Source organism: Hymenobacter sp. M1-2 (assembly GCF_057808495.1).
Map to the genome: position 1 here is coordinate 50,773 of NZ_JBTYZO010000002.1, position 25,325 is coordinate 76,097.

Below are 25,325 nucleotides of genomic sequence, written 5' to 3' on the forward strand. Positions count from 1 at the left end.
CGGGGCTTTTTATGCAGCTCAGATAAGTAAAAACTTGCGTCTCCGGGCTTGTTATTTCGAGTAGCGCGGAATCTGAGGAACAAACATGCGAACCTGAGAAGCTAGATTCCTAGCGTTGTCCGGAATGACAGATTTCTCAATGCACGCCGTAGCTGCGCAACTCCGCGTCGATGCGTTGGTTCCAGTGCTCCTGGGCCGCGTCGTTCTGGCCGTGGCCGGTTTCGTTGTCGTACTGGTCTTGCAGGCGGTTCATTTCGGTGAAGGACTTGAGGTACTGCAGCTGCAAGATGCTGTTGTAGTCTTCCACCGTCAGGCTGTCGGCGGTGGCTTTGCGCCGGAACCGCTCGGCTACCAACTTCACAATGTCGAAGTGGCGCTGCTCGTGGTTGAGGTTGACGGCCGTTTCGTGGCCCGCCCCCACCCACGAGGAGCTGCGTACGACAAAAACTTGCAGCGTCAGGTCTAGCTCTACCACGCCGTCACATACCCGCGGCTGCCCGTGGTAGGCGAAGCTCGGAAACACGGCGGCCGCGTACTGGCCGGTTCGAGGCTTGCCGGTGAAATCGGCCCAGCGCAACGGCCGGCTAGGGTCGTAGAACAGCGTATCCGGCTCAGTTCGGCGCACATCGTTGCGGAAAACTGGGTGCACGCTCGTGGCCAGCCGCACATCATGGGCCACGGCATCGTTCATCCAACCGTTCAGGTAGCGCAGCGCATCGGCCAAAGACTGGCGCAACACGGGCTCTATCATGGTTTGGTCGGTGGGGCGGCGGCCGTAGCGGGCGCCGCCGCGGTATTCGGTCAGGAGCAGCGGCGGGGCATCTGGGCGTTGCCAGTCGAAAGCCAGATGCAGGCTCACGCGACCTTCTATGGTGCCGTTTGCCGCGGCTGTTTCCGTGACTCGGCATTCCCGAATCCGCACCACCACGGGCCGCAACGTTGAATTACGCGCTAGGCTTTTCCAGGCAAACTGCCGCAGGGCTTCGGCCGCGCCGCCTTGCAAATCCACGGCCACCGGAGCCGCCAGCGGAGCGCCAGGCTTAGTGGGCGCCGGGAGCAGCCACGCCACGGCTGTACGATTGGGCCGCTCGTCGCGCACATCCGCAATAGTGAACGTGGAAGGCCGAATACCGAGCGGCGCGGGCAGCAGCACCAGCGGCTTCGACGGCTGCGTAGGCCCGCTCGCCGCCGTCAATAGCCCTAGTATCAGCAGCGCCCACCACATTCCCCGCCGTCGGCTCAGAAGCAGATTAGTCAAGCGAAACATCAACGAGTAAAACCATTACCGGCCAGACAACCGCCGCCGCCTACTCGTTCCGCCCTAGCAACATCACCAAGCCGCTTCATCTCGATATCTTGCCGGGTTTACGGCGAGCATAAATCGAGAAGATGAATGTCTCGCAATGAACTCAGCCGAGGAGCAGTGAATCTTAAATTATAGCCGCATACTACGTAAGCCGCTGCCTAGCCCCGGGCTTCAGCCCTGGGTCGTAAGCGCCGCGCGGGTTTCCCCGGGCTAAAGCCCGGGGCTAGGCAGCGGGAGCAATTCACTTAGCCACCTGCAATACGACTCTCACTTCTCAGCTCTCACTTCTAATATCTCAAATCTACCTCAGGCCGCGGTGCGCTGGCGGCGGTATTCGGTGGGGCTGTAGCCGGTGTAGCGGCGGAAGGTTTTGTTGAAGTGGGACAGGTTGTTGAAGCCGCTGGCGTAGCATACTTCTGTCACGGTCAGGTCTTCGTCGAGCAGGCGGCGGCAGGCTTGGCCCACGCGGTATTCTTGCAGAAATTCGGTGAGCGTAAGGCGGGTCATCTTTTTGAAGTAGCGGCAGAACGCCGGCACCGACAAATGCGCCACCTCGGCCACCTGCTGCACCGACAAGCTGGCCCGGAAATAATGCTGCTCCACAAACTGATACACCCGGCTCAGGCGGTGCTGCTCTTTGCCGCTCAGCGCCTGACTGCCAGCGCCAGCGTGCAGCGGCGTGTAATCGACGGGACTGGCCTGGGCGAGGTGCTGCAACACTTGCAGCAGCAGCAGCAAGCGCGTAAATGGTGGCGCGTGCAACAACTGGCGCAGTAGTTCCCCCACGGCTTCCCGCGTGGCGCCATTGAAAGACAGACCCTCGTGCGAGCGGGCCAGCAACTGCCGGATGTCGGAGAATTCGGGGTGTTGCCAGAAGTCAGGGCCCAGAAAGTCGGAGCGCAGCTGCACCACTATTTCTTCGAACGGCGTGCCAGCTGGTAGCCCGTAGCTGAACGTTAGGTGCGGCAAATCGGGGCCGATAAGGACCAACTCACCTTCCTCAAAACGCGAAATATGCTGCCCGATGTGGCGCCGCCCGCTACCGTCCGGGATGTAGACCAGCTCATATTCAGGGTGGTAGTGCCACAGCAGGCCGGCGCTCTGCACTTCGGTGTAATGCAGCAGCGTGAACGAGCTGTCGGCGGTGGGGTGGATGGGCTCGAACTGCAGTTTCATGGTTGAGTAATGCCGTACTGGCTGAGTGTTTTCACAACGTTAATACATTTGGTCAATACAGCACTCATAAAAGACAATTAAGGAGTAGTAACCGCCTAAAAAGCTGCCGAAATTGTGTCAACGTTTCGTCCTGCTTTAAACCAGGCCCGAACAACAGACTCAACTGGACCTGCGGCGGCTTCGGCTGTATGTTCGGCACACATAATAACTGGCTGCTCAACGGCCAGTCACCAGCATCCAGCGGCATTGGGTGGGAATTTTGTCGCTGGCCCGTTCGACGATAGTATCGCCGGGCGCTAAAAAAGCTGAGACCGTTCGGTCTCAGCTTTTTTGTTTTTAGCAAAGCTGATAACTGGCTGGCTTGGATGGTAGCGCGAAGCTCTGGCTTCGCGTATCGTCGCTGATGGCTGAGCCGTAACAACGCCGGTCGTTCAACGATGCGCAAAGCGGGAGCCGCGCGCTACAGGCTGGACCGAAACGCGGTTTAAGGCCGCTCGTTGAGGGCCGTTTGCGGCTTAGCAGACGGGGAGTTCAGCAGCTCCAAGGTGTGCGTAAACAGGCTAGTGTCGCCCCAAAGACCGTGGCCGGGCACTACTATTTCTGCTTTTGAGTAACGCGCGGCTACTTTCCGTACGGCTACTGGCCACTGCTTCAAATTAGCGTCGTCGATGTTGCCTAGCGCGGGCGCAGTAGCTTCTTTCACTAGGCAACCGCCGAATACTATCCGTTGCTTGGGAAGCCAGGCCACCATATTGTCGGGGGCGTGGCCGGGGCCCGGAAAGAACAACTCCAACCGTGTGCGGCCGGCCCGAATTAGAGTGTAGGGCTTGATGGCGGGCGTAGGTGCGCCGAAAGGCAGCTTGGCCGACAGCTTGGCCGTCAGCGGCGTGCTGTACACTTTGATGTTATTGGCCCGCAGCACCGCCAGGCCGCCTAGCCGGTCTTCATGAGCATGTGAAACGACGACCAGCCGCACGCGTTGGTGTAGGCTATCGGCCACCCAGCGCAGCAGTTCCAGCGTTTGATCGGGGTCCCAGGCGGTGTCAATCACCAGAGCACCGTTGTTGGTTTTGATGATAAGCCCGTTGGATGAAACTGGGGCTGCCCCACCCGGATATTGATGGTAGGACGTGTGCACGAAGACGTCCGGAGCGATGCGCCGCACTTGCAAGTGTAGCCGCGTTGGTTTACGATCTGGTGGCCCGGCCAGCAAGAAAAGCGGAAAAAGCAGAGAAACAGCCACCAAAATCAGACGGCGCAAGGGACGCGAAAACAGAAACGACATGCAGAAATAAATGAGCAAGCTCATTTAACGGCTCGCCTCACTTAATAGTGCCAACCTAGAAAAATATGGTAGGAGTAGCTTCGCCAAAACCGCGTGTAGCACGGACTTTAGTCCGTAGCCTGTACGTAAACCCAGAATCCAGAGTATAATGAACCGAAAGAAGGCGCGCAAGAATGTTAAGCTATTGGGGATGAATGAAGAGCTACGGACTGAAGTCCGTGCCACATGTCTTGGCAGCCGGCTGTCTTGCTTTCCAGCCAAACCTGCCGAACTTACGTACCCTTCCCGCCCCCATTTCTTCGTGCTCATGAATTCCGTTGCTGCCCCTGTTGCACCCGCTACCGATACCATAACTCAGCTTTTCGAAAGGCAACAGGCCCGCAGTGAAGCCCTACGCCGCGAAGACGCTGCCCCCCGCGCCGCGCGGCTGCGCAAGCTAGGCCAGTGGCTCACCGACCACCGCACCGCCATTCAGGAGGCACTCTACGCCGACTTCCGCAAGCCCGCCACCGAAACCGACGTGACGGAAATCTGGCCTTCGCAAACGGAACTCAAGCACACGCTGCAACACCTGAAACAGTGGATGGCGCCCCGCCCCGCCGAAACGCCGCTAGCTTTAGTGGGGGCCCGCGGCTGGGTGCAGCACGAGCCCAAAGGCGTTTGCCTCATCATTGCGCCCTGGAATTATCCGTTTTACTTAGCCATCGATCCGCTGATTTCGGCGTTGGCGGCCGGCAACTGCGCCATCATCAAGCCCTCCGAAATGACGCCGCACGTGGCCGCGCTGCTCAGCCGCATGGCTCGCGAAGTCTTCGACCCAGCCGAAGTAACTGTAGTAGAAGGCGACAAAGAAGTGGCCACCGAGCTGCTGCGCCTGCCCTTCGACCATATTTTCTTCACGGGCAGCCCGCAAGTGGGCAAAGTGGTGATGCGCGCCGCCGCCGAGCACCTCACCAGCGTGACGCTGGAGCTAGGCGGCAAAAGCCCCGCCATCGTCGACAACACTGCCGATTTGCGCGACGCAGCCGAGAAAATTGTGTGGGGCAAAGGCATTAACGCCGGCCAAACCTGCGTGGCGCCCGACTACCTGCTGGTACACGAAGACGTGCGCGACAAGCTGCTGGAGGAAATGAAAGCCGTAGTGCGCCGCTTCTACAACGCCGAGGGCCAAGGCGTCGCCGCCTCCGACTCGTTCGCGCGCATTGTGAATCAGCACCATTTCCAACGAGTAGCCAGCCTGCTCGAAGATGCTCAGTTGCACGGCGCCACCATCGTGCTGGGCGGCCACGTAGATAGCCAACAGCGTTTCATTGAGCCTACCGTGCTGCTGGACGCGCCCGATGAGAGCCGCGTGATGCAGGAGGAAATATTCGGCCCGCTGCTGCCCGTGCGCACCTTCCGCAACCTCATGGAAGCCACCGACGAAGTGAATGCCCGGCCCCGGCCGCTGGCACTATACGTGTTCACGCAAAGCAAGGAAAACCAGCGGTACCTACTGCGCAATATTCCGGCCGGTGGCGCAGCCGTCAACGAAACCATTCTGCACTTGGCCCACCCCGAGCTGCCGTTCGGGGGCTTTGGCAATAGCGGCCTCGGGCGGGCCCACGGCCACGCGGGCTTCCTGGCCTTCTCCAACGAAAAATCCGTGCTCAAGCAGCGTACCGGCCTCACCGGCATCAAAAGCTTCTACCCGCCCTACACGCCCAAAGTACAGAAGATGGTGAATTTGTTGCTGCGTTGGCTCTGATGTAGCAACGGAGCAAGACGAAAATCATTGCAGCGTCATACCCATCTGTCATTGCGAGCAGCGCGAAGCAATCCTCCCTCTCTCTGAGACAAGTCTTCTAAACAGACAAGCCCTTAACATCCAAGGTGGAGTTAAGGGCTTGCTGCAATTCTTAGCTTGGTATTATCGAAAAGACAGTACACAGTAAAATCTACTGCACCAGCACCTTAGTAGTGAAGGTTTGCGTGCCCAACGTGAGGTGCACCACGTACACGCCCGCCGATAAGGCCTGTCCGTTGTGGCTTCGCAGCTGAATAGCTTGCGCCCCAGTTCCATAAGTTTTAGCCGGAATGTTGGTCACCTCGCGGCCGAGCATATCGGTGAGGCGCACGGCGGCCCGCTCGGCAGAAGGCAAGGTGAAATGCACGGCGGTTTCGGCGGTGAGCGGGTTGGGGTACACGCTGATACCCCGGCGAGCCAGCTCAGCCGCCGACGTGGCCATGGGTGTGGCGGCGTCCACGATGCGCACGTCGTCGAGGTAGAACGGATTGCCGCCAGCGCTTTTAAACTGGAATCGCACCCAGGTGGCTGGGCCGATATAGCTCGGGTCGAGGGGCAGCGTAATTCTGGTCCACTGCTGTGTAGAGTTGGGTACGAAGCCGGTTTGAGTTCCTTGCCCCGGAGCAATAATTTGCTGGCTCGGGAAGACGCGTCCGGTTATGGTGCTGTACACATCGCAGTCTTTGCCGTATTGTACCATTAGCTCGTCTGATAGGCCGGCACCCAGCACCATGGGGTCGACGGCCCAGGCGGTGCGGAAACGGAGCTCCACGGGCCGCCCCTGGAACCCGCTCAGGTCGAGAGCCGGCGAGGTGATGGTGGCATAGTTGGTGTTGCTGCGACCGGGCGGCGTGTTAAGCACCGACAAACAAGCGGTGCCATCGGCTGCTACCAAGCCGCCGCCACTCACCCGCCGCCAGCGTTCCCCTAGTCTCCGCGTTGTGTCCTGGGTCCAGTTGCGCAAGTCGGCGGGGCCGAAGTTGTTGGGGAAGCTGGCGTTTTCAAACGATTCCGTTTGCGGGCCACTCAGGCCCGTGCCGGGGCCGCCCACCAGTATCCAGTTCGGCTCCGTACGGCTGATGGGGGCGCCGCCGGCTGGGGTAATGGTCAGCGTAACGCTGTAGATGCCGGGCGTGGAGTAGAATACCCGCTCAATGCGTTCGGTGCTGGTGGCCGGCCTGCCACCCGGAAACGACCACCGTACCTGCGCGCCCGGCGCGTTTAGGGCATCGGTGCTGCCGTAGCCCATGAAGTACCTCTCGTTGCCGCTTGGCTTGGCGCATTGCTGGCGGCGGGTGGTGCCAATTCTTACCACCGGAGCACAGCCCCCGGCCGGCGGCTGGTAGCCGTCGTTGGTTCCCGTCGCCAGTAAGTTAGCCGCCGACGACAGCGTGCTACGGCAGCCCAAGGCCAGGGAAGCGCGCATCACGGCCCGCTGTCCCGTCGTGAACATGACTCTACAGGAACTGTAGTCCATGTGATTCTGCACGTTGGCCAGAATGGGCTGGCTCGTTTGCGGATCGAGGCAGGACGTGAAGGCCAGATTGCAACTAAAGGTGCCAATCGTGTTGGGGGTGTCGTCGATGCCGTCGTCGGTGGTGCAGTTGCTGGCCACGCCGGATGTGTTGCCGGGTCCCCAGGTATGCAGCAGGCCAAAATGGTGCCCTAGCTCGTGGGTGAGCACGCGCTCAGTGTTGCCGGCCGCGGTGCCAATGGAGCCGAAATACCTGTTAACAACCACAATACCATCTCGGTCCCCTCCCGTGCAGGGTAGGTAAGCGTATCCGGCGAGAAGAGAAAGACCTATCGAAATATTATCTACCACCCAGATATTGAGGTAGCGGTTGGGGTCCCACCGGATTTCTCTTTTCAACAGAACGTCGTCACTTACCCCAGCATTATATGAATACGTGCGGGTGATGCCGGTAGTGCAGTTGCCGTTGGGGTCTTTCTGCGCCAGCCGAAAGCGGAAGCCCACGTTGGCCACGCGCGACTGAAACGCCGGGATAACGGCGGCCGTGTCGGGGTTGGTTTTGCTGAAATCCAGGTTGGCTATCCGCAACGCGTCCGCCACTTGCGCGTCGGTGACACTGCTGCGTATATCCGAGAAAACAATATGCACCACGACGGGAATGGTCACATCGGGGGGCGCGCCCTGCGTGCCACGGGCCGCTTCCTGCGCGGCCAGGCGGGCGGCCCGAGCCAGGAACTGTTCGTAAGCGGCTTTCGAGCCGGGCTGGCGGGCGAAGGCTGCTTCCTGCATAGCATCGAAAGCGCAGCCGCCGTTGCCGCGTTGCTCGGTAGCGGGGCTTGGCGGGTTGGCGGGTGTCTGGGCCTGCGTACCAACGGCACCAAGTAAGGCGCTGGCTCCCAGCAGCCAGCGCTGCCAGGCCTGAACGAGGGGTAGATAAAAGGGCATGAGTAACCGGAAAAGGAAAGTGAGGAAAGTAGTATTCGTCCGCGGCCGGCAACCCAACAAGGGTGCGTCGCGCCGAAGGTGCTGTTTGAAGAAGCAGCCAGAATTTCGGGTTGGCAGACACGGCTGTAGCGTCTGGTGAGCAGCTGGCGTTGCCGTTTCAGCCCTCCGATGCCGATGCCGTCAGGGCCGTCGGCCATTCGTTGGCTGGAGTTGCAGTTGCCGACGGTACCCGCGTAAAGGAGGGCCGCTGAGTTGGCAGATGGAGCGGGAGCCGCCGTAGCAGCTCCGTAGAAAAGGGCGCGGGCCGCAGCGCCCCCCATGCGGAAGCAGCGTTGCGCGTACTATAAGTAGTCGCTGTTCGGTGGCAGAAGGAAGCTGCTGCGTAGTGTAAAAAGCGGCGCGAGGAATAGAGAAGCGTATTTACTCGGTAAAGCTACACATTATAGCTGCGGCTGCCAACACATATATATGTGATAATCAGTAGTTTGAACTTTGTCTGTAATCCTGGATTCTTGCCTGAAGCACGGGTGAGGCTGGCGAGCTACAGCAACCAGCACCGCCCAGGTACTCCGGCACGCCCCGAAGTCGGGCGGGTCCGTAAGAAAGCCGGAAGCCCTTCAGCGCACGGCGTACACGCGCTGCACGCGGCGGTTTTGGCTGAATTGTAGGGCCAGTAGGGTTTTTTGGTTCGCCACGGCCGGCTCGCGCAACACGAGCTTCAGTGTTTTATCGAGGTGGCGCGCGGTGCGGCGGCAAAGGCTGGTGCCGCCACTCAGGTCGAGGCACAAGTTGGGTAGCTGCTCCTCGTACACGAGCTGGTGCTGGTCGTTGTAGAAGCGCACAATGGAATTGTCGCGGGTGGTGAGGTTGGTTTCAATGTTCCAATAGCCAGGCCCAGTAACGCGGGTCTGGGCGTGCGTCAGCAACGAAACCAGTAGGAGAGCGAGCAACAAGGAGAAGCGGAGAGACAAGAGCGTTTTCATTGGAAGAGAATGGTTGGTAGGTTGACCAAAGCCGGAGCGCGACGTAGCCGCTTACTGAGCCGGTAGCCGATTAGCTGACCAAATATGGCCTCGCCCAAAACCCGCCGCTGCCTTATTCGGCTGGCGACGACCAAACGTCGCAATACACTGGCCCCGCATCGACCAACCGCCGACTTAGTCGTTGGTCGATGAGGAATTGTCGTTGGTCTATAAAGCCGCCGCGGGCACAACTAGCTGAGAGCTAATTGGTACCTTGAACCGGTAGTTAATCTTTGAATGGAATGACACAACGGCAAACGCACTGGCTGGCCAACACCCTGCGAGTTATTGATCAGCAATTTTGGCTGCGGCACGGCCTGTTTTGGCTAACCTACGCCGGGCTGATGGCTTGGCTGTTCGTCCATGGGCTGCACATCACGACGGAGTGGCGCATAGCCCTGCGCGACGTATTCATCCTGATGATGTCGCACATGCTGCCTACTTACGCGCTGATCTACGGCGTGCTGCCGCTGCTTTGGCGCCCGACGATGAGCCCGCAGCGGTTTGGAGGCGTGTTGCTGGGGTGGCTGGTGTTGAGCTTGTCGTTCAACATTGCCTACCGCTACTTCGTCTTTATTCCCTCGCACCTAATCAAATCCCCTTTTTTCGATTACGAATTGGCGTTTACCTCCGGCCCCCACATGCCGATGCTATTAACGGCCGGCGTGGCCGCCTGCCTGCGGCTGTACCGGCAATGGCGGCAGAAAGGGCTGGACAACGAGCGGCTGCTGCGCGAAAACGGCCAAGCCGAGCTGCAATTACTCAAGGCCCAAGTGCACCCGCATTTCCTGTTCAACACCCTCAACACGCTCTACTCGCTCACGCTCAAGCAGTCGGATCAGGCGCCGGTGGTGGTGGAGCGCCTCACCGGGCTGCTGCAGTTCGTACTGGAGCAAGGCAATACGCCGCTCATCACGCTGATCGATGAAATAACTCTGCTGCGCAACTATATTGCGCTGGAGCAGCTGCGCTACGGGCCGCGGCTCACGTTGGAGTTCGAGGCCACAGACATTCCCGCTGCGGCCCGCATCGCGCCCTTGCTGCTGCTGCCGCTGGTCGAAAACGCCTTCAAGCATGGTTCGGCCGAGCTGCTGGGCAAGGCGCACATCCGCATTGTGCTAACCGGCGCCGACGGCCGCTTCAGCTGCCAAATCACCAACACCAAAAACGAGACGCCCGCTTCCAAGTCTAGCCCGCACGGCATCGGCCTGCGCAACGTGCGGGAACGGCTGCAACTGCTTTACCCGCGGCAGCACAGCCTGGAATTCGAAGTGCAGCCCGGCTCCTTCAGCGTGAGGCTCAGCATCGTGCTGCCGACCACCCAAACGGCTGCATCCGTCGCCCCGGCCGACTGGCCGGAGCCGCTGACTTCGGCCAGTCGGCGCCCAGCTAGCATGGTGGAAACCGCCGAGCCCGCGTTGTTTTCAGCCCACGCGTCCCGCTCATGAGCGCGCTGCTCCGCCATCGATTTGTGCGGCACGGGCTGTTCTGGGCGGCCACGCTGTCTTACTCTGTCCTCGTACAACTGCCCGCGCACTTCACCTCCGGGGCCAAGCTTTACCTGTGGGGTTTGCTTTTTAATCAATTGCCGGCCTCGTTGCTGATTACCTACACTTTTTTGTACGGCATCCTACCCCGGCTGCTGCGGCGCCATCTGGGGCCTGGCTTGGTCCTACTGCTTGGCTGGTTGGGCGGCAGCGTACTGATAGTGTGTCTAACGCGCGCGTTTTTTGATTTTGTGGTGCAGCCGGGCTTGTTTCAGCAAGCGCCCGCTAGTGCGTTTGAGTGGTCGTATTACCTAACCTTCAACTACACGTGGTTCGTGTCCATTGTCACGGCTGGCGCGGCCTGCGCCATCAAAGTCACTTACGAGTGGTACGCCCAGCGGCAGCTCAGCGAGCAGCTGGGCCGCCAAAAGCTGCACGCTGAGCTACAGTTGTTGAAAGCCCAGTTACAGCCCACATTCTTGTTCAACAGCTTGCGCACCTTACACACGCTCACGCTCGAAAAGTCCGCGGAGTCGCCCACGGCGGTGCTGCACTTATCGGCCCTGCTGCGCTACATGCTCTACGAAAGCCAGCTTGATGCTGTGCCATTGTCCGATGAGGCCGCCATGATGCAGCACTACGTGGCGTTGGAGAAGCTCCGGCTAGGTGGCCGCGTCGAGGTGTCGCTCCACTTCAGCGGTAACCTGGAAGCCCATACTATTGCGCCGCTGCTGCTGTTGCCCTTCATCGAAAATGCCTTTCAGCACGGTACTGGGTCAAGCGTGGAGTGCCCCTGGATTAGCATTGATTTGGTGGCAAAGCGGGATTCAATTACTTTCAAAGTAATTAATAGCCAGCAAGATGCTGCGTCTGAGTTACTGGAAGGAGCCGGTTTGCGCAGCATTCGGCAGCGGTTGGAACACTTCTACGCCGGCCGGCACGAACTGAAAGTGGTAACGGAGCCCGACATGTTTCTGATTACTTTGCACTTGCAGCTGGTGCCCGCCACGTCCCGCCTTTTGGCGTTATCCGGCCAGCCAATCGAAACGGCTTCACTTTTTGCGCATAAGTAGCACGCCTAACCAGAAACCAGCAAACGGCCATGAAACTGCGCTGCTTATTAGTCGACGACGAGCCCCCAGCCTTAGAAGTGCTGCAAGCCCACCTCCGCGAAGTGGCGCATCTGGAGTTAGTCGGCACCTGCGACAACGCGCTGGAGGCATTCAGCATCTTGCAAGCCCAGCCCATCGACTTGATGTTTCTCGACATCAAAATGCCGAAAATGCTCGGCACCGATTTTCTGCGCAGCCTGCGCCACCCGCCCCAAGTCATCTTCACGACGGCCTACCGCGAGTACGCCTACGAAGGTTTCGAACTTGACGCCGTAGACTATTTGCTCAAGCCGGTGTCGTTGGAGCGGTTCCTGAAAGCCGTGGCGAAGGCCAGCAAAACCGAGGCCCCACTTACTACGCCGGAACCCGCCCCCGCCGCCAACTCCGACGCCTTCCTCTACTTCCGTATCGACCGCAAAATGGTGAAGGTGGTGCTGCGCGACATTCTCTACGTGGAAGGTTTGAAAGATTACGTCAAGATTCACACTACGGCGGGGGCCCCGCTCATCGTGAAGCAAACGGTCAGTGGAATGGAGGAGAAACTCTCCGAAAGCAACTTCTTGCGCATCCACCGCTCCTTCATCGTGGCCCTCGACAAGATTCGCACCTATAGCGCGCGGCACGTGGAGGTGGCCAATGAGGAATTGCCCATCGGCCGCTTGTATCGTCAGCGTGTGGAAGAGGTATTGAATGAGGGCAGTTTCTAACTGATGCGATAACGGCTGCTTCATGCAAGGCGGCCATTGCCTATCTCGAAGAGGTTCAGGCCGAGTCTCGCAGGTTGGTGCTGCAAAACTCGGCCTGAAATACTCGTTGACTTCTGGGCCGAAGCCCTGTTCGCTCTACTTGAAAACCAGCTTCGTTCGGATGTTCTGCGCGACTTTTTTGCCTTGCACCAGGCTTTTGTCGCAAGTAAGTCGGTAGTGAATGCCGCCGTAAACGCGCGAGATGCCAGCTTCGGCGGCAGCCTGCTCAAACGAGGTGTACGAACGGGCCGGCAACCCAAACGGCACGTAGTTCTGGTCGGTGAAGGCATAGTTTGAGCCGAACACTTCGGTCAATGCTTCGGCCGCCGCGCTGGATATAACCGCGTGCGCTGACGAGTATTCTGGAAATGCAGGCGTGGGAATCAGTGAGTTCCACGTGCCCTGCCCCAGCGGCCCACGGATGTAGGTGATGGGCCGGAGCAAGTTGTAGGTGTACTTGGTTTTGAAGCAGCTGATTTGGGCATCGGTGAGGCTAATACCCACTTTCGCGTAGGCCAGCAGCGCCTGGTCCAGAGTTTTTTTCTCGCGGGTTAGCACCTGCGTCAGAATGGAAATCCAGTGGCCGGGCGGGGTGAAGTTGTGGCCGTTGGGCAGGTCGTTCCAGAAGGAAGCAATGGCGCGCTGCTCAGGGCTGAGCGTCTGCGAAATCGTGAGCACCTCCTTGGCCATGTCGTGAAATGGCGAGCCCACGGCTTCGGAGTAAGCCGGTGGTGGCCCGGGGTCCGCGTCGTCGTTGCTGCTAGCTACAAGCGGGCGGTTCGCTCCCCAAAAAGGAAATGCGGCATTGCCGAAGCCCGGCGCTGTAGGCACCCACATACCGGCTCCGGCGGGTGGAGTGTAAGCGGTGGTCGTGTTGTAGCCGTCGGTTCGGGCCCATTCGGCTACGCCTGCCGCCACTTGCTTGCCGAATTCTACGGAGCGAGTCTGCACTTCCGCGGTTAGGTCTTCCGCGTAAGCCAAGCGGTTGGCCGCTTCCAACGAGTCAATAGCAGCTAGGGTAGCTGCGGAGGCATTGGCAAAAAAGCTCCGGTTGATGGCCGCCAAAGCTGCATTGGCGCTCAACGGCCAGCTGTAGACCAGGTTTTGGTCGGCGGTGGGCAGACCCGTGAGCCCATTGAGCTGCCCCGCCAACGACTTGTAGCCCGCCATGCCCGGCACCACCGCCTCGTACCCCGCAATGCCGCAGTAGCCGTACGGCCGCCCAAACGTGTTGGCCGGCGCAACTGCCGTGGTCCGGGCCAGCTTGAGTTGCACGTTCAGCCACGATAAGGCCACATCGGAGCGGTACGAGGAAGTCGCCGGCGACGGGGGCAAAACAGGCGAATCCGAATCGTTGTCGTCGCACGAGGCCGCGCTGCCAAGAAAGAGTCCGAACAGCAGAAGCCGTAAAATTGTGTTTAGCGGGTTGAAGCGAGCTGAGTTGCGGGTAGTTTTCATGCTGATACGGGTTGCAGAGAGGAGGATAAAAGCGACGCCCAAGACGAGCCAGCCGACTTTATGCCCCGAAGCTACTCGCCCGCTCCAGCGGCTGCCCGCCTAATCGTCCGACGACGCGGCGCTGCTGACAGACGACTTTTATCGGTCGATTAGCGGCGTTCCACGTCGTTCATCGACCAACGCCGCGCATTGGTCAGCAACCAGCTATACCTTTTTCGTATGCAAGCCGAGTATTTCTGCGGAAAAAGTCCGATATTTTCCCACCTCCCACGGTTCGGCTCCGGCCGCTGGAATTCTCACCTCGCCTTCCTATTAAGTAGCATGACTTTCACCGAAACTCAGCGCGAAACGCTCCGCGCCCTTGCCGATACCTTTATTCCGGCCGTGGATGGTGGCCCCGCCGAACAGGCCGCTTATTGGCAGCGGCGTGGTTCCGAGGGCGTCAACCTCGATCAAATAGGAGAGGTGATGGATGAGCAACCTGCCGCCGCGCGCCAGGAGTTCATCAAGCTGCTGGGTTTGCTCGATTCGCCCACGCTAGGTCTGACGTGGTTTGGGTCGTTGCGGCCGTTTGCGCGGTTGCAGCCGGCGCAACGCGAAAAAATGCTGCAAAGCTGGGCCCAGAGCAACGTGCCGCAGCTTCGCAAAGGCTTCCACGCGTTGCGTAAGCTGTTCACGTTTCTTTATTACGGCGGCTCTGCGGCTAACGCGGCCAATCCGGTGTGGGAAAGCATTGGTTACCCCGGCCCTCAGCCCGATGCCGTAGTCGATACGCCCCGGCCCATCCGTACCCTGCAACCCGATGCTGATGTAGCCTACGACTGCGACGTGCTGGTGATTGGCAGCGGCGCGGGCGGCGGCGTAGTAGCCGGCGAACTGGCCGCGGCTGGCCACAACGTGCTGGTACTGGAGAAAGGCCCCTACTGTCACGGTTGCGACTTCACCCAGCGCGAAGCCGATATGCTGGGCCGCCTCTACGACGCCAAAGGCGCGCTCAGCACCCAGGATGGCAGCATCGGTATCTTGGCCGGCTCCTGCCTGGGCGGCGGCACCACGGTCAACTGGGCCGGCGCCTTCCGCACGCCCGACTACGTGCTGCAAGAGTGGGCGCGCGAGCATCAGGTGCCGCACTTTGCCTCGCTGGAGTTCAAGAAAAGCATGGATGCCGTGAGTCGCGCCCTGAGCGTGAACATCGACTACCCCCGCCACAACGGCCAGAACCAAGCTCTTTGGGACGGCTCTACCAAGCTCGGCCAGGAAGTAAAACTCATCCCGCGCAACGAAAAAGGCCTCACCGACTCCGAGGAGCATTTCCGGGGCCTAGGTTACAGCACCCTCGGCGACGCCCACGGCATCAAGCAAGGCACCCTGAACACGTATTTGCTGCACGCTTTCGAGCACGGCGCCCGCCTGCTAGCCGACACCCGGGTGGAGCGCGTAACGCTGGCCGACGGCCGCGCCACTGGCGCTGAGGCCGTACACACCACCGCCGACGGCCGCCAGGTGCGCGTGAGCGTACGGGCCAAGCGCGTGGTAGTGGCGGGTGGCGCCATTCAGACGCCGGCACTGCTGTTGCGCAGCGGGCTGAAGCATCCGCACATTGGCCGCCACCTCAACCTGCACCCCACCGTGGTGGTGGCAGGACTGTACGAGCAGCAAATGAATCCGTGGTTTGGGCCTAGCATGTCGGTGGTGAATGACTGTTTCACGATGCTCAACGGCACCAATTACGGAGCCAAGCTGGAAACGCCGCCTGCCCACACCGGCCTGATGAGCATGGTGCTGCCCTGGGTCAACGGCAAGCAACACAAAACCCTCATGCAGCAGGTGGCTCACCTCGGGTCCTTCATCGTCCTGACCCGCGACAAGGACGGCGGACGCGTTAGCATCGACAAAAACGGCCAAGCCCTCATCGACTATACCCTCAGCGAGCATGACCGCGCCAACATGCTGACGGGCGTGCGGGCTGCCGCTGAAATACATGCGGCTGCTGGGGCCCACACCGTATATCTGCCGCATGGCACGTTACCCACGCTGCACGTCGAGAACGGGCAGGTGCAAAACCCGGAGGTGCTGGAGCGGCTGCCGCACCTGAGTTGGAAACCCAACCAATTCGGGCTCTATAGCGCCCATCAGATGAGCACCTGCCGCATGGGCGGCGACCCTAGCACGCACCCCACCAGCCCCACCGGGGAGCTGTACGAAGTGAAAAATTTATTCGTGGCTGATGCTTCAGCTTTTCCAGCGTGCAGCGGGGTCAACCCCATGCTTACCATCATGGCACTAGCGCACCACACGGCGCAGCACCTGAAAACCAGCCTACTAACCAAGCAAGCAGTAGCCGCGACACCGGAGACAGTGAGTCTTTAATAGAATATAGTTTGCTTTAGATAGACGAAATAGGCGTTTCTAGCGTATGCGAGCCACAGGTATGTTTTCGTTTCTAGTATATGCAGCTCTCTCGTTCCTTTTTTATTCTTGTTCTGCTAGCCACGCTGGGTAGCAGCTGTGCCCGCCGCAACCGGAATGCAGCCAAAGCGGAATCGACGGCCGTGGCTCCTGCCTCGGCGCCGGCTGCCACGCCGGTAGCGCCCACCGCCGCCCGCGACCTTACCGACGTAATGACGGATCAGCTCAAACTACGCCCCGACCAGCAGACGAAAGTGCGAAGCATCCTCACCAGCACGGCCCAGCAAGCAAACACGGCCCAGCAGCAATACGCCAGCAACCGTCCCGCGCTGCTCGCCGAGCTCAAACGCATCAACATTGCTTCCGACAAGCAATTGCAGCAGGTGCTGACTCCCACGCAATACCAGCAAATGAAGGCCAAGCAGCGGCAGATGCAGGCCGAAATGCAAAGCCGTAAATCCGGCCAATAGGGTACTTTCCCTTGCACAAGAAGCCGCCGGAGCTAGCCAAGCTAGCTCCGGCGGCTTCTTGTCTTGTGAATTAACGATACCGTCAGGCAACGGCGCCTGCTTTTGCAACATCTTTAAAGCAAGCTGGATGATCCGGTTTACTTCTCACTGCTCGCTCTTCAACTCGTCATGAAAATAGTTGTACTGCTCACCAGCCTGCTTGCGCTAACTAGCGCGGCTTCGGGCCAAACGGTCACTTCCACTGAAAAGCAGGCCCTGGCCAAACAGCTCAACGAGTTGATGCGCGACTCGAAGAAGCCCAAGCAGGAAGTGAAGTTGGAACTCACCGGTTGCCACGTGCAGCAAACCATCCGCGACACTGGGGCCGATGTGCAAATGTCGGAGCCGGTGAACGTGAGCGTGGACAAGGGCGGTTCCGATTGGGCCGTGAATCTGGCTAACGGCAAGTTTGAGATGAAGATGGGCTTCGATTGGAGTGAAGTTACGGCCATCACCTACGCCCCCAACACCGATGACGACCGTCGGACGTACGAGCTGAAGGTGAAGCGCCACAGCAAAAACAGCGACACCTCCACCACTATGACGCTCTACACCAGCAACGAAACGCAAGTGAAAGAGCTAGTGCGCCGGTTGGAAGCCGTGCGGCAAAGCTGCCGATAAAGTTGCCAGCCGAAACCTTCCGCTGGCGGGCTCGTTCGCATGGTTCTGCTTTCACCCGATCCAGCCTAAGCCATGCGTCGCCAACCTTACCTGCTCCATTTCAACCCCAAACTCAGCCTGAACGCCGCTGGTAAGCACGTCCGCGACGGACTTTCCTCGATTCTGCGCACCGGCGACAATATTTGGGTGAGCTGCGATGAGCGGACCAGCATCGAACGGTTGCGCTTGGTGGGGCCACACGAATTTGGCCAGCATTGCCGCTACGAACTGGCCGATCTGCTGGACCTTACCAGTGAGAAGGAAGACGAGGAAATCGACATCGAGGGCCTAGGCGAGTGCGGGCATTATCTCTGGATTGTGGGGTCGCATAGCCTCAAACGCAAACAGCCCAAGCCCGACGATGAGGACGTAGCCAAGCAAATTGCCCGGCTGGCTAAGGTGGAAGAGGAGCCTAGCCGCTACCTGCTGGCCCGCGTGCCGCTACTGCTCAACCCCGAAACCGGCGACTACGAGCTACACCGCAAAGCTTCACACCCCACCGACCCCACCCAAACACTATGCGCCGCCCAGCTGCGCGGCAACGAAGAGTCCAACGATCTACTCGATCTGCTGGCCAAAGACCCGCACCTGAAGCCCTTCTTATCAATTCCGGGCAAAGACAACGGCTTTGATATTGAAGGGCTGGCTTTGGCTCCCGACGGGCGGATATTCGTGGGCTTGCGCGGGCCGGTACTGCGCGGGTGGGCTGTTGTGCTGGAGTTGCTGCCGCGCGAAGACAAGCACGGCCGCTTGCGCCTCGCCGAAGTGCCCGGCGCCACCGAGAAGTACTACAAAAAACACTTCCTAGCGCTCGGCGGCATGGGCCTGCGCGAACTGCGCCAACACGGCAACGACCTGCTGCTGTTAGCCGGCCCCACCATGGACCTCGATGGTACTATTGCGGTGTATTGCTGGCCCAATGCGCTGAATAAAGAGCAAGATAGTCTTATCGGTCCCGACAAGCTGCAACGCCTCTTCGACGTACCCCACGGCTTCGGCCCCACCGCCAGCCAAGACAAAGCCGAAGGCATGGCCCTGCTCGACGACAAGCACCTCCTTATCGTGTTCGACAGCCCCACCGATGCCCGCAAGCCTGCTGCCCATCAGGTAATAGCCGACACCTACCAGATTTGAGCAGCAGATAGAGGTGGTTGACCTGTGGCACGGACTTGAGTCCGTAGCCGGTCTTGCCGCGTGTAGATCTGCCGCGTACTGGTAGGACTACGGACTCAAGTCCGTACCACAACCAATTGCTAGTGCCAGATAGCTGTTGCAAGGGTGTTGTCCTAATTGCACTTTCCCTGCTAGAAGGATTTGTAAATAAGCTGGGCGCTAGATGCTGAATAAAAGCCGAGCTTTCAGTAGCTTGGCAAGATGAAGCAACTACTACTCACGACCATCTTCCTTTTATGCACTTTGTTGGTTCAGGCTCAGAGCCAGCCAGTGCCATTCAAATCCGCTAACGTTATCACCGTGCGTACCGCCGATAGTGCCGTGGTTGCCCTGAAAAGGATAGGGCAGGCACTAGCACAGCAGGGATACATGGTGGAGAAATTCGATAAGGACTTTCTGGTTCTCGTCAGCAAGCCCCGGCAACTGACATCATACACGGCGCCTATTTTCCTAACCGTGAGAATTTGTGCCTCCGAAACGTCGCCCGCGACGCTCAGTGTAGCCGGCAATTACGTGATGGCCACTATGTTCGACGTGAAATTCAATGCGGTGGAATACCCCTCGCACGGGCTGCGCGGCGCCAACAGCGTCACCTTCAAGGAACTGGAAAAAATAGCCAAGCTCTATCCCAACGGAGAACTAGCCTACGAAAAACGCTGAGCGTAAGCAAGTGTGCTGAGAAAAGTGTGGGTGTTTTCAGCGCATCTCTAACGCACTTTTGCCCGCGTCAGGAGCTGGGCGAATAAGCCAGGGGTGAGCCGCTTCACTAGCAGGGCCAGCGTTTCGCGGCCACCAATGAAGGCTTCGTTCTTGCCTCTAGCGATGACGCGCACAGCTTGACGCGCAAAGGCTTCGGGGGCCAGGCCACGGTTGGTGGCTTTATCCATTGTGCCCAACGGGGCTCCGTCGCCGGTAAGAGCATTGACGGAAATACCGGTGCGAATAAAGCCGGGGCAAATGAGCGTAACGCCGACGCCGGTACCAGCCAATTCCGCCCGCAACGAATCGAAGAAGCCGTGCAGCGCGTGCTTGGAAGCCGCGTAGGCCGAGCGGTACGGGGTGCCGAATTTGCCCACTAAGCTGCTGATAACTACCACCCGGCCGCTGCGCTGCTGCACCAAGTGCGGCAGTACGGCTTTGCTAAGCGCCACGGTACCGAAGTAGTTTACTTCCATCAACTGCCTATCCACTGCCAGAGTGGTTTCCAGTGCTAAAGAGCGTTGGCTCAACCCAGCGTTGTTCACCAGCACATCAAGACGGTCGAAATGAGCCAGCACTCGCTCCACGGCTGCCCCGTGGCTTTCGGTATCGGCTATATCTAACGGAAGCACCAGCACTTCGGCGGGCGCGCATGCCGCTTGCACCCGCTCCAGCGCCATCACATTGCGCGCCGATAACACCAGTCGGGCTCCTTGTCGTGCGAACTCCAGCGCCAGGGCTTCCCCGATACCAGCCGAGGCGCCAGTAATCCAGACAACTTGTTGGGAGAAGCGCATAAGTAGAAGCGTGAATGGGTGAGGAGTACCACCAAGATAGCGCCGTTCGCTATAGCGCAGGCTTAGTTTCGCCGCTCTTACCGTTGTATTCTGCTGCGTACCTGTCAACAACTATGTACTGAAACCAGCATGGTACTTATTGATTAACAGTATGATAATAGGATAAATGAAGCTGTTTCAACACGTTTCGCAAAAGCCAGGCAACCAGTGCGGAGCGGACTGCATCTATTCGCCAGTTGCCAAAGAGCATGCGGGCAATACAATAACAGCGGGAAGAAAAATCTACCTGCGGGCTTGGATTTGTAAAAGGCATGCTTCTACTTTGTATTGCATACTACCTGGTAACGCAAACAAGATTTGCATAGCCTGTCGCCGCCCATGATTCAGTTACAGAACATTAGGAAAAGCTACGAGGTAGGAGCCAATCGGCTGGAAGTGCTGAAAGGCATCGACCTGCACATCCGGGAAGGGGAATTGGTGAGCATCATGGGCTCGTCGGGTTCGGGTAAGAGCACGCTACTCAATATCTTGGGTATTCTCGACGACTTCGACCAGGGTGACTACACGCTAGCCGGCACCCGCATCGACCGGAATTTGTCGCAGGCGCGGGCGGCGCACTACCGCAATAAGTTTCTGGGGTTTGTGTTTCAGTCGTTCAACTTGCTGAGCTTCAAAAACGCTCTCGAAAACGTGGCCCTGCCGCTTTACTACCAGAAAGTGAGCCGGCGCGAACGAAACCGGCTGGCCCTGGAATACCTAGACCGCGTAGGTCTCGCCGACCGCGCTGACCACCTGCCGAGTGAGTTGTCGGGCGGCCAAAAGCAGCGCGTAGCCATTGCCCGCGCCCTCATTAGCCAGCCCAAGCTCATCCTCGCCGACGAACCCACCGGCGCCCTCGACACCCAAACCACGCAGGAGGTGATGGATATCTTCAAACAGGTTCACCGCGAAGGCATGACGGTCGTCATCGTAACCCACGAAAACGACATAGCCGACCAAACCCAGCGCATGATCCGAGTCCGCGACGGGCTGATTGTGAATGAGTAAATGAGTGGATGAGTGAATGGAAAAGGAGTAATTCCAGCCAACACAACCGTTTTGCCACTGTCACATAGTTTCTAAGCACTAAGCACTAAGCACCAAAGCGCCAAGCGCCAAGCGCCGCCCACAACATCCGTGAAATCCGTTAAAATCCGCGCTAATCCGTGTTTGACCTCGACAAATGGCAGGAAATTCTAGGAACGATGCAGCGCAATAAGCTGCGCACGTTCCTAACGGCCTTCGGCGTGTTCTGGGGCATTTTTATGCTGGTGCTGCTGCTGGGCGCGGGCAAGGGAATGCAGAATGGCATCATGAAGGAGTTTGGCGGCGGGGCCTTGAACAGCCTGTTTGTGAATGCGGGCAAAACCTCGTTGCCGTGGCAGGGCCTCAAGCCAGGCCGCGAAATCAAGTTCACCAACGACGACCTGCAAGCTATTCGGCAGCAGGTGGATGGCGTGCAACTGCTGGCTTCCCGCAATCGGCTTGTCGGGGAGTACACCATCATCAACGGCACCAAAAACGGCTCCTACCAGGTGTACGGGGCTAACGCCGAGTTTTTCCAGATCAACGGGGAAAAGCTGGCGCGGGGCCGCCTGCTCAATCCGCTCGATGGGGTAGAGCAGCGCAAGGTGATGCTGTTGGGCGAGAAAGTGCACAAAGTGCTGTTCGGCGACAGTAACGGCATCGGGAAGTATGTGCAGGTGAAAGGCGTGTTCTTCAAAGTAGTGGGCACGTTCACGAACACCACCAACAACGGCCGCAACGAGGAGCGGGCCTTCGTACCGTTTAGCACTTTCCAAACGACGTTCAACCAGTATAATCAAGTGCAGCGCATTGGCATGAGCAGCATCAAGGGCACGCCAGTGAAGCAGTTGGAAGACCAAGTACGAGAGTTGCTGGCCCGCCGCCATAAGTTCGACCCCGCCGACAAGCAGGCGCTGAACCTGGAAAACAACGAGGAAGAAGTAGCGCGTTTCGACGGCCTGTTCAACGGTATCAAGTTATTCGTGAGCGTGATAGGCGTTCTGACGCTGGTAGCCGGCGTGGTGGGCGTGAGCAACATCATGCTCATCATCGTGCAGGAGCGCACTCGGGAAATTGGGGTGCGCAAAGCCCTTGGCGCCACACCCTGGAGCATTATCAGCATGATCGTGCAGGAATCGGTGGTGATTACCAGCGTGTCGGGCTACTTGGGGTTGCTGGCGGGAGTGGCGCTGCTAGATGCCTTGCGCTACGCTTTGGAGCAAGCCGGTGGCACCTCTTCCTACTTCGACCGGCCGGAAGTGAACATCGGAGTAGCCCTGGGGGCCACGGCCTTGCTGGTGGTTTCCGGCGCGGTGGCCGGACTGATACCGGCCATGAAAGCAGCGAATGTGAAACCCATTGAAGCCTTACGAGCAGAATGAACGAGCCTGATCCCAACTCTTCTCCTATCAAATCCCGCGCATCAAGCGACGTGAGGTAGAGAGTAAAACATTAAACGGTCACTAGACCTAGCTTTCTAGCTCTAGTCAACCACCCCGGCCTGCGGCCACCCCTCCTTGAAAAAAGGAGGGGTGCTAAAAAGGAGCCATCCACAAAATCCGTGAAATCCGTTAAAATCCGCGCTAATCCGTGATCGATGTAGACAAGTGGCAGGAAATTCTGGGAACCGTGCGGCGGCACAAGCTGCGCACGGGGCTCACCGCGTTTGGGGTGTTCTGGGGCATCTTCATGCTGGTGGTGCTGCTGGCGGCGGGTAAAGGCTTCCGCAACGGCGTGGAAAAGGAGTTCGACGTGGCCAAAAACGCCGTATTCGTCTGGACCCAGCGCACCAGTGTACCGTTCGCGGGGCTGAAAGTGGGCCGCTTCATTCAGCTCACCAACGACGACGTGGCTACCATAGAGCGCGAAGTGCCGGAGGTGGCCGTCATCCTGCCCCGTGGCTCCCTCGATGGCACGTTTACAGTGCAGTACGGCACGAAAAATTCATCTTTTTCAGTAAATGGTGAGTACCCTGGTTACCCGGCCGTGAAACCAGTGAACCTCACGGCGGGCCGCCTGATCAACAACATCGACATTACGGAGCGCCGCAAAGTGGCTGTCATTGGCGACCGGGTGGCGGAAGTGCTTTTCGGAACGGCTAACCCGCTGGGGCAGCAGATTCGCATCAAGGGCATTTATTTTCAGGTAGTAGGCCTTACTAAGGCGGAGGGCAAGCCGGAAAACGCGCAGGAGGATGCGCAAACCATCGTTATTCCGCTCACCACGCTGCAAATAGCTTTCAACCAAGTGAACAAGGTCGGCTACTTCGCCTTCATACCTAAAACCGGCGTGCCGGCGGCCATTGTGGAAACCAAGGTGAAGCAACTGCTGGCCCGGCAACACAAAGTAGCGCCCACCGACGACCGGGCGTTTGGCTCGGCCAACGTGGAGGAAGAATATGCGCGCGTGCAGGGGCTGTTTACCGGCATTGCGGGCTTTAGCTGGCTGGTCAGTATCGGGACTATTCTGGCCGGCATCATCGGCGTGAGCAACATCATGCTCATCGTGGTGAAGGAGCGCACCAAGGAAATTGGGATTCGTAAGGCGCTGGGCGCTACGCCGTGGAGCATCGTGAGCCTGATTGTGCAGGAAAGCATTGTGATTACGGCGGCGGCAGGCATGCTGGGGCTACTGTTCGGTACAGGCCTCATGGCTGGCATCAATTCTCTGATTGCGGGCCAGAACATCGGGTTTTTTGCTAATCCGCGGGTTGATGTTGGGGTAGCTGGCACGGCCGTGACGCTGCTCGTGCTAGCGGGTGCCGTGGCAGGTTTGGTGCCCGCCCTGCAAGCCGCGCGCGTGCAGCCTGTAGTGGCGCTGAAAGACGAGTGATTCTTTAGAGCTGAGAAGTGAGATATGAGAAGTTAGATTCTATACCGCTTCATAGCCCAGGGTTTAAACCCTGGGCTGGTTAGAGCTGAGAAGCAAGATTTTACATGCCAGCGGATACCTGCTGAAACCAACCACCAAGCCACCACACGAATGAATAGAGCAGAACAGATTGGCCGTCAGACCAACATCTAACTTCTCAGTTCTCACTTCTTAGTTCTACTCTCTTATGAAACGCGTTTTTCTCTCGCTACTACTGCTGTTGCTGCTCGCCGGGTTTGGCTGGCTGGGTTACTACTTCTGGAAGCAGGCCCACACCGACCCCATCGTCTACAAAACCGAGACGCCCTTCGTGGCGGATATCGTGAAGAAAACGGTGGCTACGGGCAGCATTGTGCCGCGCCGGGAAGTGCTGATTAAGCCGCAGGTGTCGGGCATTGTGGAGGAGCTGTACGTGGAAGCCGGGCAGCCGGTGAAGGAAGGTCAGCTGCTGGCCCGTATCCGCACGGTGGCCAACGCCGGCAACGTCAATAACGCCCAGAACAGCATTCAAGCTGCCCGCGTGGCCCTTGAAGCCAGCAAAGTGGAGCTGGACCGCCAGCGCCCGTTGTTCGAGCAGAAGGTGATTGCCGAGCAGGAGTTCAACCGCCTGCTGGCCGACTACAAAGCCAAGAAACAGGCCCTCGACGCCGCCGAAAACGACCTGCAAATTGCGCAGCGCGGTGCCTCGCGCAACACCGGCGGCGCTTCCAACCTTGTGCGCTCCACCATCACTGGCTTGCTGCTCGATGTGCCTGTGAAAGTGGGTTCGTCGGTAGTGGAGCGTAACAACTTCAACGAAGGCACCACCATTGCTTCCATCGCCGACATGCAGAGCCTCGTGTTTGAGGGCAAGATTGACGAGAGCGAGGTGGGCAAGGTGCGCGAAGGCATGGACCTCAACCTGACCATTGGGGCGCTAGAAAATCAAACGTTTCCGGCCACGCTCGAATACATTGCGCCCAAGGGTATTGCCGAGGAAGGCGCCATCAAGTTTCAGGTCCGGGCCCGGCTCAAGCTCAAGCCCGGTCAGTTTCTGCGCGCCAACTATTCCGCCAACGGCGACATCGTGCTGGGCCGCCGCCAGCAGGTGCTAGCTATTCGGGAAAGCCTCTTGCAGTTTGGTAAAGTGAACAAAGACAGCGTATTCGTGGAGGTGGAAACCGGGCCGCAGCAGTTTCAGAAGCGCCTTGTGAAAACCGGCCTCTCCGATGGCATCAACGTGGAGGTGACGTCGGGATTGGCGAAAACGGATAAGGTGAAAGTGCTAGGGCCACCAGCGGAAGGAGATAAAGAGAAGAAAAGCTAGCAAGTCAATGAAGAATGACGAAGGAGAAATTGAGACCAT

20 protein-coding genes are annotated in these 25,325 nt (G+C 58.8%); 13 read left to right on the plus strand and 7 right to left on the minus strand.

Annotated elements, in window-relative coordinates; all coding sequences use genetic code 11:
- Positions 1 to 136: 136 nt before the first annotated feature.
- From ACYSMN_RS02275 to bla, 3 genes are all read right to left on the minus strand, one after another.
- Complete coding sequence (locus ACYSMN_RS02275) at positions 137 to 1,258, minus strand: hypothetical protein (protein WP_488922217.1); 1,122 nt, start codon at positions 1,256 to 1,258, stop codon at positions 137 to 139.
- Positions 1,259 to 1,612: 354 nt separating this feature from the next.
- Positions 1,613 to 2,482: an AraC family transcriptional regulator gene (locus tag ACYSMN_RS02280; RefSeq protein ID WP_488922218.1), complete on the minus strand. Its 870-nt coding sequence runs from the start codon at positions 2,480 to 2,482 to the stop codon at positions 1,613 to 1,615.
- A gap of 484 nt (positions 2,483 to 2,966) precedes the next feature.
- The gene (gene bla, locus ACYSMN_RS02285; protein WP_488922219.1) at positions 2,967 to 3,767 is read right to left on the minus strand and encodes a subclass B1 metallo-beta-lactamase; all 801 of its coding nucleotides are present in this window, start codon (positions 3,765 to 3,767) and stop codon (positions 2,967 to 2,969) included.
- 307 nt (positions 3,768 to 4,074) lie between these two features.
- On the opposite strand from bla, the gene ACYSMN_RS02290 reads away from it, so the two are divergent.
- The gene (locus tag ACYSMN_RS02290) at positions 4,075 to 5,514 is read left to right on the plus strand and encodes an aldehyde dehydrogenase family protein (protein WP_488922220.1); all 1,440 of its coding nucleotides are present in this window, start codon (positions 4,075 to 4,077) and stop codon (positions 5,512 to 5,514) included.
- 190 nt (positions 5,515 to 5,704) lie between these two features.
- On the opposite strand, the gene ACYSMN_RS02295 is transcribed toward ACYSMN_RS02290, so the two are convergent.
- Entirely contained in the window at positions 5,705 to 7,972 is a 2,268-nt protein-coding gene (locus ACYSMN_RS02295) for a M43 family zinc metalloprotease (protein WP_488922221.1), read from the minus strand.
- Between the two features lie 617 nt (positions 7,973 to 8,589).
- On the minus strand, positions 8,590 to 8,955 hold the full coding sequence (locus ACYSMN_RS02300) for a hypothetical protein (protein ID WP_488922222.1): 366 nt from the start codon (positions 8,953 to 8,955) through the stop codon (positions 8,590 to 8,592).
- Positions 8,956 to 9,236: 281 nt separating this feature from the next.
- Between ACYSMN_RS02300 and ACYSMN_RS02305 the strand changes: the two genes are divergently transcribed.
- Genes ACYSMN_RS02305 through ACYSMN_RS02315 form a run of 3 tightly spaced genes read left to right on the plus strand, consistent with a single transcriptional unit; the run spans position 9,237 to position 12,300 of the window.
- A complete protein-coding gene (locus ACYSMN_RS02305) occupies positions 9,237 to 10,442 on the plus strand; it encodes a sensor histidine kinase (RefSeq protein WP_488922223.1) in 1,206 nt (401 codons plus the stop codon).
- Entirely contained in the window at positions 10,439 to 11,554 is a 1,116-nt protein-coding gene (locus ACYSMN_RS02310) for a sensor histidine kinase (protein WP_488922224.1), read from the plus strand. The genes ACYSMN_RS02305 and ACYSMN_RS02310 overlap by 4 nt, the downstream gene beginning before the upstream one ends.
- A 29-nt stretch (positions 11,555 to 11,583) precedes the next feature.
- Complete coding sequence (locus ACYSMN_RS02315; RefSeq protein WP_488922225.1) at positions 11,584 to 12,300, plus strand: LytR/AlgR family response regulator transcription factor; 717 nt, start codon at positions 11,584 to 11,586, stop codon at positions 12,298 to 12,300.
- A 135-nt stretch (positions 12,301 to 12,435) separates the two neighbouring features.
- Here ACYSMN_RS02315 and ACYSMN_RS02320 read toward each other — a convergent pair whose 3' ends face one another.
- A complete protein-coding gene (locus tag ACYSMN_RS02320) occupies positions 12,436 to 13,797 on the minus strand; it encodes a vanadium-dependent haloperoxidase (RefSeq protein WP_488922226.1) in 1,362 nt (453 codons plus the stop codon).
- A gap of 321 nt (positions 13,798 to 14,118) precedes the next feature.
- Between ACYSMN_RS02320 and ACYSMN_RS02325 the strand changes: the two genes are divergently transcribed.
- The 5 genes from ACYSMN_RS02325 to ACYSMN_RS02345 all read left to right on the plus strand — a co-directional run bounded on the left by ACYSMN_RS02325 (position 14,119) and on the right by ACYSMN_RS02345 (position 19,208).
- Complete coding sequence (locus ACYSMN_RS02325) at positions 14,119 to 16,167, plus strand: FAD-dependent oxidoreductase (protein WP_488922227.1); 2,049 nt, start codon at positions 14,119 to 14,121, stop codon at positions 16,165 to 16,167.
- 80 nt (positions 16,168 to 16,247) lie between these two features.
- Positions 16,248 to 16,676, plus strand: a complete 429-nt coding sequence (locus ACYSMN_RS02330) for a hypothetical protein (RefSeq protein WP_488922228.1) — start codon at positions 16,248 to 16,250, stop codon at positions 16,674 to 16,676.
- Positions 16,677 to 16,844: 168 nt separating this feature from the next.
- Positions 16,845 to 17,336 carry a hypothetical protein gene (locus ACYSMN_RS02335; protein WP_488922229.1) on the plus strand — a complete coding sequence of 164 codons (492 nt, stop codon included), beginning with the start codon at positions 16,845 to 16,847 and terminating at the stop codon, positions 17,334 to 17,336.
- Between the two features lie 72 nt (positions 17,337 to 17,408).
- Positions 17,409 to 18,509: a DUF3616 domain-containing protein gene (locus tag ACYSMN_RS02340; RefSeq protein ID WP_488922230.1), complete on the plus strand. Its 1,101-nt coding sequence runs from the start codon at positions 17,409 to 17,411 to the stop codon at positions 18,507 to 18,509.
- A 240-nt stretch (positions 18,510 to 18,749) separates the two neighbouring features.
- Positions 18,750 to 19,208 carry a hypothetical protein gene (locus tag ACYSMN_RS02345; protein ID WP_488922231.1) on the plus strand — a complete coding sequence of 153 codons (459 nt, stop codon included), beginning with the start codon at positions 18,750 to 18,752 and terminating at the stop codon, positions 19,206 to 19,208.
- 47 nt (positions 19,209 to 19,255) lie between these two features.
- On the opposite strand, the gene ACYSMN_RS02350 is transcribed toward ACYSMN_RS02345, so the two are convergent.
- Entirely contained in the window at positions 19,256 to 20,044 is a 789-nt protein-coding gene (locus ACYSMN_RS02350; protein WP_488922232.1) for an SDR family oxidoreductase, read from the minus strand.
- A gap of 378 nt (positions 20,045 to 20,422) precedes the next feature.
- Between ACYSMN_RS02350 and ACYSMN_RS02355 the strand changes: the two genes are divergently transcribed.
- The 4 genes from ACYSMN_RS02355 to ACYSMN_RS02370 all read left to right on the plus strand — a co-directional run bounded on the left by ACYSMN_RS02355 (position 20,423) and on the right by ACYSMN_RS02370 (position 25,286).
- Positions 20,423 to 21,091, plus strand: coding sequence for an ABC transporter ATP-binding protein (locus tag ACYSMN_RS02355; RefSeq protein WP_488922233.1), 669 nt, complete (start codon positions 20,423 to 20,425; stop codon positions 21,089 to 21,091).
- Positions 21,092 to 21,249: 158 nt separating this feature from the next.
- Positions 21,250 to 22,491 carry an ABC transporter permease gene (locus ACYSMN_RS02360; protein ID WP_488922234.1) on the plus strand — a complete coding sequence of 414 codons (1,242 nt, stop codon included), beginning with the start codon at positions 21,250 to 21,252 and terminating at the stop codon, positions 22,489 to 22,491.
- A gap of 208 nt (positions 22,492 to 22,699) precedes the next feature.
- Positions 22,700 to 23,941, plus strand: a complete 1,242-nt coding sequence (locus ACYSMN_RS02365) for an ABC transporter permease (RefSeq protein WP_488922235.1) — start codon at positions 22,700 to 22,702, stop codon at positions 23,939 to 23,941.
- A 226-nt stretch (positions 23,942 to 24,167) separates the two neighbouring features.
- Entirely contained in the window at positions 24,168 to 25,286 is a 1,119-nt protein-coding gene (locus ACYSMN_RS02370; protein ID WP_488922236.1) for an efflux RND transporter periplasmic adaptor subunit, read from the plus strand.
- Positions 25,287 to 25,325 lie beyond the last annotated feature (39 nt).

Bases quoted from the DNA above. Each gene is read 5' to 3' on its own strand.
- ACYSMN_RS02280 (WP_488922218.1), bottom strand. From the start codon at position 2,482: ATGAAACTGCAGTTCGAGCCCATCCACCCCACCGCCGACAGCTCGTTC.
- bla (WP_488922219.1), bottom strand. From the start codon at position 3,767: ATGTCGTTTCTGTTTTCGCGTCCCTTGCGCCGTCTGATTTTGGTGGCT.
- ACYSMN_RS02290 (WP_488922220.1), top strand. From the start codon at position 4,075: ATGAATTCCGTTGCTGCCCCTGTTGCACCCGCTACCGATACCATAACT.
- ACYSMN_RS02295 (WP_488922221.1), bottom strand. From the start codon at position 7,972: ATGCCCTTTTATCTACCCCTCGTTCAGGCCTGGCAGCGCTGGCTGCTG.
- ACYSMN_RS02300 (WP_488922222.1), bottom strand. From the start codon at position 8,955: ATGAAAACGCTCTTGTCTCTCCGCTTCTCCTTGTTGCTCGCTCTCCTA.
- ACYSMN_RS02305 (WP_488922223.1), top strand. From the start codon at position 9,237: ATGACACAACGGCAAACGCACTGGCTGGCCAACACCCTGCGAGTTATT.
- ACYSMN_RS02310 (WP_488922224.1), top strand. From the start codon at position 10,439: ATGAGCGCGCTGCTCCGCCATCGATTTGTGCGGCACGGGCTGTTCTGG.
- ACYSMN_RS02315 (WP_488922225.1), top strand. From the start codon at position 11,584: ATGAAACTGCGCTGCTTATTAGTCGACGACGAGCCCCCAGCCTTAGAA.
- ACYSMN_RS02320 (WP_488922226.1), bottom strand. From the start codon at position 13,797: ATGAAAACTACCCGCAACTCAGCTCGCTTCAACCCGCTAAACACAATT.
- ACYSMN_RS02325 (WP_488922227.1), top strand. From the start codon at position 14,119: ATGACTTTCACCGAAACTCAGCGCGAAACGCTCCGCGCCCTTGCCGAT.
- ACYSMN_RS02330 (WP_488922228.1), top strand. From the start codon at position 16,248: ATGCAGCTCTCTCGTTCCTTTTTTATTCTTGTTCTGCTAGCCACGCTG.
- ACYSMN_RS02335 (WP_488922229.1), top strand. From the start codon at position 16,845: ATGAAAATAGTTGTACTGCTCACCAGCCTGCTTGCGCTAACTAGCGCG.
- ACYSMN_RS02340 (WP_488922230.1), top strand. From the start codon at position 17,409: ATGCGTCGCCAACCTTACCTGCTCCATTTCAACCCCAAACTCAGCCTG.
- ACYSMN_RS02345 (WP_488922231.1), top strand. From the start codon at position 18,750: ATGAAGCAACTACTACTCACGACCATCTTCCTTTTATGCACTTTGTTG.
- ACYSMN_RS02350 (WP_488922232.1), bottom strand. From the start codon at position 20,044: ATGCGCTTCTCCCAACAAGTTGTCTGGATTACTGGCGCCTCGGCTGGT.
- ACYSMN_RS02355 (WP_488922233.1), top strand. From the start codon at position 20,423: ATGATTCAGTTACAGAACATTAGGAAAAGCTACGAGGTAGGAGCCAAT.
- ACYSMN_RS02370 (WP_488922236.1), top strand. From the start codon at position 24,168: ATGAAACGCGTTTTTCTCTCGCTACTACTGCTGTTGCTGCTCGCCGGG.